At 66.2% G+C, this 12,309-nt stretch carries 8 protein-coding genes and 2 rRNA genes (1 of these 10 running past the window's edge); 5 read left to right on the plus strand and 5 right to left on the minus strand.

Annotated features, from left to right (window positions below; genetic code table 11):
* The 3 genes from AC1PLR_RS02325 to AC1PLR_RS02335 all read left to right on the plus strand — a co-directional run.
* A 23S ribosomal RNA gene (locus AC1PLR_RS02325) occupies positions 1-2,306 on the plus strand (it extends 574 nt beyond the left edge of the window).
* Between the two features lie 151 nt (positions 2,307-2,457).
* Positions 2,458-2,572 (plus strand): 5S ribosomal RNA (gene rrf / locus AC1PLR_RS02330).
* Between the two features lie 660 nt (positions 2,573-3,232).
* Positions 3,233-4,300, plus strand: coding sequence for an NAD(P)-dependent alcohol dehydrogenase (locus AC1PLR_RS02335; RefSeq protein ID WP_420008740.1), 1,068 nt, complete (start codon positions 3,233-3,235; stop codon positions 4,298-4,300).
* A gap of 315 nt (positions 4,301-4,615) precedes the next feature.
* Here AC1PLR_RS02335 and AC1PLR_RS02340 read toward each other — a convergent pair whose 3' ends face one another.
* Together AC1PLR_RS02340 and AC1PLR_RS02345 are read right to left on the minus strand one after the other, a co-directional pair.
* Positions 4,616-6,358, minus strand: a complete 1,743-nt coding sequence (locus AC1PLR_RS02340) for a M28 family metallopeptidase (RefSeq protein ID WP_481102529.1) — start codon at positions 6,356-6,358, stop codon at positions 4,616-4,618.
* A gap of 81 nt (positions 6,359-6,439) precedes the next feature.
* Positions 6,440-7,102 carry a hypothetical protein gene (locus tag AC1PLR_RS02345; RefSeq protein ID WP_209249329.1) on the minus strand — a complete coding sequence of 221 codons (663 nt, stop codon included), beginning with the start codon at positions 7,100-7,102 and terminating at the stop codon, positions 6,440-6,442.
* Between the two features lie 103 nt (positions 7,103-7,205).
* Between AC1PLR_RS02345 and AC1PLR_RS02350 the strand changes: the two genes are divergently transcribed.
* Positions 7,206-8,516 carry a murein hydrolase activator EnvC family protein gene (locus AC1PLR_RS02350; RefSeq protein ID WP_481102530.1) on the plus strand — a complete coding sequence of 437 codons (1,311 nt, stop codon included), beginning with the start codon at positions 7,206-7,208 and terminating at the stop codon, positions 8,514-8,516.
* A gap of 105 nt (positions 8,517-8,621) precedes the next feature.
* Positions 8,622-10,121, plus strand: coding sequence for a S41 family peptidase (locus tag AC1PLR_RS02355; RefSeq protein ID WP_481102531.1), 1,500 nt, complete (start codon positions 8,622-8,624; stop codon positions 10,119-10,121).
* A 65-nt stretch (positions 10,122-10,186) separates the two neighbouring features.
* On the opposite strand, the gene AC1PLR_RS02360 is transcribed toward AC1PLR_RS02355, so the two are convergent.
* Genes AC1PLR_RS02360 through AC1PLR_RS02370 form a run of 3 tightly spaced genes read right to left on the minus strand, consistent with a single transcriptional unit; the run spans position 10,187 to position 12,226 of the window.
* Positions 10,187-11,173 (minus strand): D-2-hydroxyacid dehydrogenase family protein, encoded by a 987-nt coding sequence (locus AC1PLR_RS02360; protein WP_481102532.1) that lies wholly within the window; start codon positions 11,171-11,173, stop codon positions 10,187-10,189.
* Between the two features lie 4 nt (positions 11,174-11,177).
* Positions 11,178-11,498: a DUF1820 family protein gene (locus tag AC1PLR_RS02365; protein ID WP_209032314.1), complete on the minus strand. Its 321-nt coding sequence runs from the start codon at positions 11,496-11,498 to the stop codon at positions 11,178-11,180.
* Positions 11,499-11,533: 35 nt separating this feature from the next.
* Positions 11,534-12,226 carry a rhomboid family intramembrane serine protease gene (locus AC1PLR_RS02370; protein WP_010340917.1) on the minus strand — a complete coding sequence of 231 codons (693 nt, stop codon included), beginning with the start codon at positions 12,224-12,226 and terminating at the stop codon, positions 11,534-11,536.
* Positions 12,227-12,309: the final 83 nt, after the last annotated feature.

Here is a 12,309-nt window from a genome sequence, read left to right on the forward strand (position 1 = left end):
GTTCGTGGCAAGCTTAACCGTATAGGGGAGGCGAAGGGAAACCGAGTCTGATAAGGGCGCATAGTCGCGGGCAGTAGACCCGAAACCGGGTGATCTAGTCATGCCCAGGGTGAAGGTCAGGTAACACTGACTGGAGGCCCGAACCCACTCCCGTTGCAAAGGTAGGGGATGAGGTGTGATTAGGAGTGAAAAGCTAATCGAACCCGGAGATAGCTGGTTCTCCTCGAAAGCTATTTAGGTAGCGCCTCATATGTATCCTCTCGGGGGTAGAGCACTGTTATGGCTAGGGGGTCATCGCGACTTACCAAACCATTGCAAACTCCGAATACCGAGACGGACTGTATGGGAGACACACGGCGGGTGCTAACGTCCGTCGTGAAAAGGGAAACAACCCAGACCCACAGCTAAGGTCCCAAATTCACTGCTAAGTGGAAAACGATGTGGAAAGGCATAGACAGCCAGGAGGTTGGCTTAGAAGCAGCCACCCTTTAAAGAAAGCGTAATAGCTCACTGGTCGAGTCGGTCTGCGCGGAAGATTTAACGGGGCTAAGCAGTGAACCGAAGCTTGGGGTGCATCGCGATAAGCGATGCGCGGTAGAGGAGCGTTCCGTAAGCCTGCGAAGGTGGATTGAGAAGTCTGCTGGAGGTATCGGAAGTGCGAATGCTGACATGAGTAACGACAATGCGGGTGAAAAACCCGCACGCCGAAAGCCCAAGGTTTCCTTGCGCAACGTTAATCGGCGCAGGGTGAGTCGGCCCCTAAGGCGAGGGCGAAAGCCGTAGTCGATGGGAAGCAGGTTAATATTCCTGCACCTCGCGTAAGTGCGATGGAGGGACGGAGAAGGTTAGGTGTACCGGGCGTTGGTTGTCCCGGGGAAAGGCGGTAGGTTTGGATCTTTGGCAAATCCGGGATCCTTTAAGACCGAGCACCGAGACGAGTCTTTTAGACGAAGTCACTGATACCACGCTTCCAGGAAAAGCTCCTAAGCTTCAGCTTACGCAGACCGTACCGTAAACCGACACAGGTGGGTAGGATGAGAATTCTCAGGCGCTTGAGAGAACTCGGGTGAAGGAACTAGGCAACATGGCACCGTAACTTCGGGAGAAGGTGCACCCTTTTTGGTGGCTCGTGCGAGCTATAGCTGAAGAGGGTCGCAGAAACCAGGCCGCTGCGACTGTTTATCAAAAACACAGCACTCTGCAAACACGAAAGTGGACGTATAGGGTGTGACGCCTGCCCGGTGCTGGAAGGTTAATTGATGGGGTCAGCCGCAAGGCGAAGCTCTTGATCGAAGCCCCAGTAAACGGCGGCCGTAACTATAACGGTCCTAAGGTAGCGAAATTCCTTGTCGGGTAAGTTCCGACCTGCACGAATGGCGTAACGACAGCGGCGCTGTCTCCACCCGAGACTCAGTGAAATTGAAATCGCTGTGAAGATGCAGCGTTCCCGTGGCAAGACGGAAAGACCCCGTGAACCTTTACTATAGCTTTACACTGAACGTTGAGTTCGTCTGTGTAGGATAGGTGGGAGGCTATGAAACTGTGGCGCTAGCTGCAGTGGAGCCATCCTTGAAATACCACCCTGTCGTGCTTGACGTTCTAACCTAGGTCCGTAATCCGGATCGGGGACCGTGTATGGTGGGTAGTTTGACTGGGGCGGTCTCCTCCTAAAGAGTAACGGAGGAGCACGAAGGTACGCTCAGCGCGGTCGGACATCGCGCACTGTGTGCAAAGGCATAAGCGTGCTTGACTGCAAGATCGACGGATCAAGCAGGTACGAAAGTAGGTCTTAGTGATCCGGTGGTTCTGTATGGAAGGGCCATCGCTCAACGGATAAAAGGTACTCCGGGGATAACAGGCTGATACCGCCCAAGAGTTCATATCGACGGCGGTGTTTGGCACCTCGATGTCGGCTCATCACATCCTGGGGCTGTAGTCGGTCCCAAGGGTATGGCTGTTCGCCATTTAAAGTGGTACGCGAGCTGGGTTCAGAACGTCGTGAGACAGTTCGGTCCCTATCTGCCATGGGCGTTGGAGATTTGAGAGGGGCTGCTCCTAGTACGAGAGGACCGGAGTGGACGAACCTCTGGTGTTCCGGTTGTCACGCCAGTGGCATTGCCGGGTAGCTATGTTCGGAAGCGATAACCGCTGAAAGCATCTAAGCGGGAAGCGCGCCTCAAGATGAGATCTCCCGGGACACAAGTCCCCTAAAGGAACCATGTAGACTACGTGGTTGATAGGTCAGGTGTGTAAGTGCAGCAATGCATTGAGCTAACTGATACTAATGATCCGTGCGGCTTGACCATATAACCTCAAGATGCTTCCTCGAAGCATCCCTTAGCGCGACACACGTCGATCGCTCTCACTCGCTCGCTACATCACACCCCATGAGAGGCTGGCGCCTGCCGTCCTCGGTCACACGACCGATCGACCGCACGGCGACACTCCAACCGTCTCCCTGGTGAAATTAGCGCTGTGGAACCACCCGATCCCATCCCGAACTCGGAAGTGAAACGCAGCTGCGCCGATGGTAGTGTGGCTCAAGCCATGCGAGAGTAGGTCATCGCCAGGGGCTTTACCCCAAATCCCCGTCCGAATGGACGGGGATTTTTTATTGCGCGCGGAAAAACGATCCGACGCGCGCAGGCGAGCGGGGACGGGCGAAACCTCGTTCTCTCTTCTCCCGTCGGGACCATGGCCCCCTTCTTGGGGGAAGGTGCCCCGAAGGGGCGGATGAGGATGCGGGCGAAGCCTCGCAATGACGGATCGGCGAGGCGCTGCGCGCGCCGCACCCTCACCCCAACCCCTCTCCCGGGGGGAGAGGGGCTCGGTTCCTTCCTTCTCCCCTCGGAAGAAGGGGGCCCGCAGGGGCGGATGCGGCCAACGCTTGGCCGCCTCACGCGCCGCTGTGCCGCGCCATGAGTTGCGATATCGCGCGCATCGAGACGTCCCGCGTCGCAGCCCTTCCGTAGTGCTGTGGCTGAAGCGCCGGCATTCCGCCCGCACGCCGTCTGTGGAGTGCGGCTACGTTCAGCCGAACACGTGCGCCAGTCCACACTTGTTCGCTTCGACAGCGGATTCAGAGCAAGCGCATCGCACCGTTCCATGTGGCGATGCGTGCCTTTCATGCCACGCCGCTTAGACTTTTTCCCGATTTCGGCGACCGCGTGGGCATCTCTGCCTGATTCGCGCATCGCTCTCGGCCCCTTTCACCCACCACGAGGCCTTCCCCATGAGCCAAGCCAATGGATACGCCGCTCAGGCATCCGATCAGCCGCTGACCCCCTTCACCTTCGAGCGCCGTGCGCTCGGTGCGCACGATGTCAGCATCGAGATCCTCTACTGTGGCGTCTGCCACTCGGATCTGCACACCGCCCGCAATGAATGGCACAACACCCAGTATCCGTCCGTCCCGGGCCATGAAATCGTCGGCCGCATTACCGCGGTGGGCGATCAGGTCACCGCCTTCAAGGTCGGCGACCTGGCTGGTGTCGGCTGCATGGTCGATAGCTGCCGGCATTGCGCCTCCTGCGCCGATGGCGAAGAGCAGTACTGCGAGAACGGCTTCGTCGGTACCTACAACGGTCCGATGTTCGGCGGGGAGAACACCTATGGTGGCTACTCCGATCACATCGTGGTCGACGAGAAGTACACGCTGCACATCCGCCACGATGCCGAACACCTGGCGGCGGTGGCGCCGCTGCTGTGCGCTGGCATCACCACCTATTCGCCGCTGAATCACTGGAAGGTCGGCCCGGGCAAGAAGGTCGGCATCGTCGGCCTGGGCGGCCTTGGCCACATGGGCGTGAAGATCGCCCACGCCATGGGCGCGCATGTCGTGCTGTTCACCACGTCGGCCGGCAAGCGCGAGGATGCGCTGCGTCTGGGCGCGAACGAGGTGGTGGTGTCGAAGAACGCCGACGAGATGGCGGCGCACACCAACAGCTTCGATTTCATCCTCAACACCGTGGCGGCACCGCACGACCTGGATGCGTTCCTGACCCTGCTCAAGCGCGACGGCACCATGACCCTGGTCGGCGCGCCGGCCGAGCCGCACCCGTCGCCGACGGTGTTCAACCTGATCATGAAGCGGCGCCAGCTGGCCGGTTCGCTGATCGGCGGCATCCGTGAGACCCAGGAAATGCTGGATTTCTGCGCCAAGCACGGCATCGTGTCCGACATCGAGACGATCGAGATGGCGCAGATCAACGAGGCCTACGAGCGCATGCTCAAGGGTGACGTGAAGTACCGCTTCGTCATCGACATGGCCAGCCTGGCGCAGACCAAGCAGGCGGCCTGAGCCGACGGCGACCGTGGCGGTCAGCCGCCGCGGTCACGTCATGCGCTATCGTTATCCCATGAAAGCCCGGGCAGCACATGCCCGGGCTTTTCTGTGGCGGTGGCAATTGTCGCGGCCGAATTGCTCTGCGGTTGGGCTTCCGATCGGCATTCGAGGCGCTCGGAAGACGTTCCCACAACCGCGCACCACTGCGTGCGGAAAGCGATCTGCACGAGGTGGTGGCAGCGACGATGCCCGGTGCGCCGCGCGACCGATGGGGGCAGAGACGACAACGGCGCCGAAGCGCCGTTGCCATGAAACTAAGGAAGCCGCCGCCTACTTGCTGGCGGCAGGCTCGGCCGCCGGCAGCGACGTCGGCCGGCCCATCATCTTGTCGCGTGCGGCCTTGAACGGATTGTCCGGATACCAGTTCGGCCAGCTGTCGCCGGCGGCCAGTTCCTTGCCGACGCCGTACACTGCCTGCAGGTCGTCCATCACGCCGTCGAGCTTCCAGGTCGCCGGATCGTATTCGTCGGCCGGCGTGTGATAGCGCTTGGCGTACTCTGCCGCGGCACGGCGCCCGGCTTCGATGCCGCCGTCGACCAGGTCTTCGCCGCCGTCGATGTACAGCGCCGGCACGCCGGCCTTGGCGAAGTTGAAGTGATCGGATCGGAAGTAGAACCCGCTCTGCGGTGCGTCCTCGGAGTGCAGCACGCGGCCTTGCGCGGCGGCGATCGGCTTGAGCATATCTTCCAGTTGCGAGCTGCCGAACCCGTTGACCACCAGGTCCTTGGCACGCCCGGCCACCGGCATCGCATCGAGGTTGATGACGCCGGCGATCTTGTTCAGCGGGAAGGTCGGATGCGCCACGTAGTACTTGGAACCGAGCAGCCCCGACTCCTCCAGCGTCACCGCCAGGAACACCACCGAACGCTCGGGCTTGGGCTGCTGGTGCGCGAACGCCTCGGCGATTTCGAGGATGCCGGCCACGCCGGTGGCGTTGTCGACCGCACCGTTGTAAATGTTGTCGCCGGGCTCGCCCTCGTGCTTGCCCAGGTGATCCCAGTGCGCCATGTACAGCACCGCTTCGTCGGCGCGGCTGCTGCCGGGCAGCACGCCGACCACGTTGCGCGAGGTCTTCTCGGCGATGGTGCTCTTCAGGTCCACCGAGAGCTTGGCCTTCAGCGGGACCGGCTTGAAGCCGCGCTTGCTGGCGTCCTTGTACGCTTGCGCCAGATCCAGGCCGGCATCGGCGAACAACTGCTTGGCCGCCTCGGCGGTGATCCAGCCCTGCACCGGGATGCGCGGCTCCGGATCGTCCTTCGCCGGCAGGTCGTACTGCGCGCCGGACCAGGAGTTCTTGACCACGTCCCAGCCGTAGCTGGCGCCGGGCGTGTCGTGCACGATCAACGCGGCGGCGGCGCCCTTGCGCGCGGCCTCCTCGAACTTGTAGGTCCAGCGCCCGTAGTAGGTCATGCGCTTGCCTTCGAACAGGCTGCCGTCGCCGGTGTGGAAGCCAGGGTCGTTGACGAACATCACCACGGTCTTGCCCTTCCAGTCCTGGCCGGCATAGTCGTTCCACTTCTGCTCCGGCGCGTCCACGCCGTAGCCGACGAAGACCATGTCGCTGCCATCGAGCTTGACCTCGGGCTGGCCGGTGCGCGTGCCCACCACCATGTCGGTGCCGAAGGCGAGCTGTCGCGCAGCGCCGTCGTGGTTGATGGTGAGCGTGGTGCCGGGCGCCGCGGTGGTCTCGGTCATCGCCACGTCCTGGAACCAGCTGTCGCCGTTGCCGGGCTGCAGGCCGATGCGCTGCATCTGATCACGGATGTAGGCGACCGTCTTGTCCTCGCCCGGCGTGCCGGGACCGCGGCCCTCGAAGGCGTCGGAGGACAGCGTCTTGACCAGTTCGGCGAAGTCCGCCGGTGCGATCCCGGTGGAGAACGCGTGCGAGGGCGCCGCAGCGGGCGCGGGCGCCGCGGCCGGTGGCGCGGTGTCGGCGGCCGGGGCGGGCGCTTCGCGTTTGCACGCGGTCAGCGCCGCCGCTGCGGCCAGGCACAGCACGAGCTTGCGGGACATGGGGGCTCCTGGTGGCGAGGGAACCCTGGATTCTATAGGCAAGCCGCGCGCGTCCGGGCGCGCGCGGCACTACGGCACGGCTCAGTTGTTCGGCGCGGTGTCGCCGTCGAACGGCAGCGCGGTGGCGCCGGTGATCGGCCCGGTCTTGGCGCTGCGGTGCACGTACAGGGTCACTTCGCGCTCGAAGCGCAGCGGACCGTCGATCACCGCGCGCGGGCCGACGATGACCCGCGGCTTGCGCGTCGGCTTGAACGACATGCTGAAGCTGGGCTTGTTGATCGAAATGCCGCCACCGACATGCGAATCGTGGCCGACGGTGATGTCGCCGTTGACCGTCTCGATGCCCTTGTCCAACTGCGTGGCGACCAGGCCGATGCTGCCGTTGACGCTTTCGATGCCGCCGCCGACGCGGCCGCCGCGGTCGACGAAGATGCCGCCGTTGACGGTTTCGATGGAACCGGCGACCTGCGCGCGCTCGCCGAGGGTGATGCCGCCGTTGACCGTGGACAAGCCCTTGGTCTGCGCGCCGTCGGCGACCTTGACGCTGCCGTTGACCGTTTCCACGCTGCCCACCTGGGCGCCGGACTGGACGTTGATGCTGCCGTTGACCGTTTCCAGATCGCCGTACTGCTTGCCGGCGTCGGCAGTGATGCTGCCGTTGACCTTGCTGATGCCTTCGCCCGCGAACGCCTGGCCGGCCGTCAGGGCCAGCGCCAGCACAACCGCCAGATGCATGCGTTTCATCCTTCACCTCCCGGGCGCCGACGATGCGGCCGCAATCAATCGTGAGGCGATCACAACACGCTTCGCTACAATCCACACCTGCCTGAAGTCACTGGACCCTCGCTTGCCCGCAGCCGCGCCTGTCCCACCGCATTCCGCCGCGCCCTGCGCGGCCGAGCGGCGTGCGTCCGTGCAATGGCGCGGGCCGTTGCGCAGCCTGCTGGCGGTGGCGTGGCTGCTGACCGCCGGGTTGGCCGCCGCGCAGAATCCGCGCGAGGCCGAGAAGCGCCTGGAGAAGGTGCGCAACGAACTGAAGAGCGTGGCCGAGGAGCGGCGGCAGCTGGAAGGTAAGCGTGGCGACGCCGCGCGCCAGTTGCGCGACGCCGACGAAAAGGTCGCCGCCACCGGTCGCAGCCTGGCGCAGACGCAGCAGGCGCTGCAGCGGCACCAGCAGACCCTGGCCGAGCTCGAGCGCAAGCGCGATGGCCTGCGCAGCGGTTTGACGCGGCAACGCGCCGAACTGGCGCAACTGCTGCGGGCGGCCTATGCCATCGGCGGCAATGCGCCGCTGAAGCTGCTGCTGGCGCAGGACCGCGTGGCCGACGCCAACCGCCTGCTGGCGTACCACCGCTATCTGCAGCGCGAGCGCGCGCAGCGCATCGCCACGCTGACCCACGAGCTGCAGGCGCTGGAACAGGTGCAGCGCGAGGTCGTCGAACAGAAGCAGCAACTGAGCGAAGCCCAGCGCCGCCAGCAGGAACAGGCCCAGGCGCTGCAGCGCGACCGCAAGCAGCGCGCCAGCGTCGTCTCGGAACTGGACCAGCGCTACCAGGACCGCAGCGAACGCGAGAAAGCGCTTGGCCAGGACGCCAAGGCGCTGGAGACGCTGCTTGCCAACCTGCGCGCCGCCGCCGCACGCGCCGAGGCCGAGCGCCGTGCCGCGGCCAGGCGCGAGGCGGCCGAACAGGCGGCGCAGGCCAAGGCCGCGGCGAAGGCCGGGCGTGGCGGCGGCAAGGTGCCGCCCAAGGTGGTCGCCTCCGCGCCGCCGCTGAAGGTCGGTGGCCTCGGCTGGCCGCTGTCGGGCGACCTGATCGCGCGCTACGGCGGCCGGCTGCCCGACGGGCGCACCAGCAGTGGCGTGCTGATCGCCGCACCTGCCGGCAGCACCGTCACCGCGGTCGCCGACGGCACGGTGGTGTTCTCCGACTGGATGACCGGCTACGGCATGATCCTGATCGTGGACCACGGCAACGGCTACATGAGCCTGTACGCGCACAACGACACGCTGCTGCGCGACGCCGGTGCCAAGGTCAAGCGTGGCGATGCGGTGGCCAAGGTCGGCAATTCCGGCGGCCAGGGCCGCCCGGCGCTGTACTTCGAACTGCGCCGCAATGGCCAGCCGGTGGATCCCTCATCCTGGCTGCAGCGTCGCTGAGCCACGCCGGCTGCGGCGCGTTCAACGCGAATTTAGCTCGGCTTCGCGCATAATCCGGACAACCGCGCCGCGCACGGTGCGGGTCTTCCCCAATCGGAGTGCTTCATGCGCGTAGTCCTGTCCGCAGCCCTGTTGCTCGCTCTGGCGCCGCTGCCGTCGATGGCGCAACGCGCCGAGGCGCAGACGCCCACGGCCCCGGCGGCCAGCGCCGACGATCCCGACGCCACCGAATCGGCCAGTGCCAAGGTGCCGCTGGACGAGATTCGTCGCTACGTCGCGGTCTACAACGCGGTGAAGGAAGCCTACGTCGATCCGGTCGACGACAAGAAGCTGATGCAGTCCGCGATCCGCGGCCTGCTGCTGGACCTGGATCCGCACAGCACCTATTTCAGCAAGGAAGACGCCGAGGCCTTCGACGAGCAGACCAGCGGCGCCTACGACGGCATCGGCGTGGAGCTGCTGCAGTTGCCGGACAACACGCTCAAGGTGGTGTCGCCGATCGACGACACGCCCGCCGCGCGCGCCGGCCTGCGCTCGGGCGACATCATCATCGCCATCGACGGCAAGCCGATCAGCGCGGTCAAGGCGATGGAGCCGCTGCGCGGCGAGCCGGGTAGCAAGGTCGTCCTGACCATCGCCCGCGACAAGGTGGCCAAGCCGTTCGACGTGACCCTGACCCGGCAGACCATCCGCGTGGCCAGCGTGCGCAGCCGCATGCTCGAGCCGGGCTATGGCTACATCCGCATCAGCACCTTCCAGGCCGACACCGGCGCCGATTTCCACAAGCAGCTGCAGCAGTTGCAGGCGCAGGCCGGCGGCAAGCTGCGCGGGCTGGTGCTGGACCTGCGCAGCAACCCGGGCGGCCTGCTGACCGCGGCGGTGCAGGTGGCCGACGACGTGCTCGACAAGGGCACCATCGTCAGCACCCGCGGACGCATCTCGGTCAGCGATTCCAAGTTCGACGCCACCCCCGGCGACCTGCTCAACGGCGCGCCGATGGTGGTGCTGGTGGATGCCGGTTCGGCCAGCGCCTCGGAAGTGCTGGCTGGCGCGCTGCGCGACAACAAGCGCGCGCGCATCGTCGGCAGCCGCACCTTCGGCAAGGGCTCGGTGCAGACCGTGCTGCCGCTGGACAACGGCGACTCGGTCAAGCTGACCACGGCGCGTTACTACACGCCGAGCGGCAAGTCGATCCAGGCCAGCGGCATCGTGCCCGACGTGGTGCTGCACCCGGAGGCCAGCGCCGACGATGCCGACAAGCCCGCCGCGATCGCCGACTACAGCGAAGCGACCCTGCCGGGCCACCTGCATGGCGACGACGAGGGCGCCGAGGGCTACACCGCCGGCGACGTGCTGCCGGGCGATGGCCCGATCGCGCAGGCGCTGGCCGAACTGAAGCAGCCTGGCGCCGTGGCGCGGGCGGCTGCGGCGGCACCGGCCGGCAAGGGCAAGGCCAAGCCGGCACACAAGCCGGCGGGCGTCGCGCCGAAGGCGGCCCCGGCGAAGCCGCCGGCGGCGGAGCCGGCAAAGCCCGCGCCTGCCAAGTCGGAGCCTGCAAAGACCGAGTCCGACAAGACCGAACCGGCGCCGGCCTCCGGCTCCTGAGCCGGCGGGCGGCACCGTCGTCACCGCGCGCGGCGTGGCCGCTGCGCGCGGTGGCGGCCAGCTCCTCAGTCGGCGACGCTGAGGACCTCTGGATTGGCCAGCCGCTGCGGCGTGCCGGCGGCGAAGGCCAACACGTTGTCGAAGGCGGCACCGAAATACAGTTCGTAGCTGCTTTGTTCGACATAGCCCAGGTGCGGCGTCGCCAGCACTCGCGGATGCCGCAGCAGCGGATGCTGCGGGTCCAGGATCGGCTCCTGTTCGAACACGTCCAGCGCCGCCTGTCCCGGGCGGCCGGCATCCAGCGCGGCCAGCAGCGCGCCGGGCGCGATGAGTTCGGCACGGCTGGTGTTGACCAGCAGCGCATCCGGTTTCATCCGCAGCAGATCGTCCAATCCGATCTGGTGACGGGTGGCCGCGACCAGGCGGCGATGCAGGCTGAGCACATCGCTCTCGGCGAACAGCGCTTCGCGGCTGGCGGCGACCGCGAAGCCGTCGGCGCGCGCCTGCGCGCAGCTGTCCGCGCTGCCCCACACCTGCACATGCATGCCGAAGGAGCGGCCGTAGGCGGCGACGCGGCGGCCGATCTTGCCGTAGCTCCAGATGCCGAGGGTCAGGCCTTCCAGGCTGCGGCCCAACTGCGCATCGCCGGTGGCCTGCCAGTGCCCGCCCAGCAGCGCATCGCGGTAGGCGGGCAGGCGCCGGCTGGCCGCCATCAGCAGCGCCCAGGTCAGTTCCGCCGGTGCCACCGGCGAGCCGATGCCTTCGGCCACGGCCACGCCGCGCGCGGTGCAGGCGGCCAGGTCGATGTGTTCGCCGATCCGCCCGGTCTGGCTGATCAGGCGCAGCTTCGGCAGTCGCGCCAGCAGGGCGGCGTCGATGTGGGTGCGCTCGCGGATCAGAACCAGCGCCTCGGCCTCGGCGGCATGCCGGACCAGGGTGTCGCGGTCGGGCGCGAGCGCGGTCAGCACCTGCACGCTGTGCGCCTGCAGCCGCGCGAAGCAGGGCAGGTGGCGCACCGCATCCTGATAGTCGTCGGCGATCAGGATGCGCATCGGCTCAGCGTGGCTTGCCGGGCATCGGGAACGGCGTGACCACCTTCTCGCCGGTGGCCGCGTCGCGGATCGCCGACGGCCCCTTCTTCTCCACCTCTTCGATGCGCACGATGCTCTGCATCGGCAGGTGCAGCGTCTTGGTGGCGCCGAACTCCTCGCGCAGGCGTTCCTCGGTGGGATCGATCACCAGCCCATCGTGCACGTCGAACACCAGCGTGCCGATCTCGGTGAAGCCCCACAGATGGCTGCTGCCCACGTGCTGGCAGTACAGCTCGTAGACCTTGCCGTGGTTGAGGAAGGTCACTTTGTACAGGTGCTTGAACATGCCCGCAGTATACGGGCGCCGTTGCCGCAGGCGGCTCAGAAACCCTTGCGCTTGCGCAGCCGTCGCGCGATCGCCGCGCGCACGTACAGCCCGTAGACCATGCCGAAGGCGAAGCCGGCTAGGTGCGCCGACCACGCCACCATGCCGAAGGCCGGGCCGATGTAGGCGAACACCACCTGCAGCGCCGCCCAGGTGCCGATCAGCAGCGAGGCCGGGGCGCGCACGAATTCCAGGAACAGCCCCAGCGGCAGCACCACGCCGAGCTTGGCCCGCGGGAACAGCGCCAGGTAGGTGCCGATCAGCGCCGACACCGCGCCGCTGGCGCCGATGATGACCCGGTCCGGGGTGCCGATCGCGAACACCGCGGCCAGGTTGGAGATCGCCCCGCCGCCCAGGAACAGCAGCAGGAACCGCCACGGTCCCAGCACGCGCTCGGCGGGCAGGCCGAAGATCAGCAGGAACACCAGGTTGCCGAGCAGGTGTGACCAGTCGGCGTGCAGGAACAGCGCGGTGAACAGGCGCAGCACGCTGCCGTCCTGCACCGTCGCCAGCCAGTCGCGCGGGCTGCCGACCCCGGCCGAGAGCGCGCCCCAGTCCAGCCACAGGGTCGCGCGCGCTTCGTCGGGACGGCTGATCGACCACAGGAAGGCCAGCCACATCGCCGCGAACAGCAGCGGCGTGGCCCAGCGCAGCGTGGTGCGTTCGCGGGAAGGGATGGAAACGAACATGCGAGGGAAGGGGGGAACCGGAGACCGCCAGGGACGCAAAGATAAGGGCTTCATTCGGCTGAACGCACGCCGACTCCACACGA

The organism is Xanthomonas sp. NCPPB 3570, from assembly GCF_056725115.1.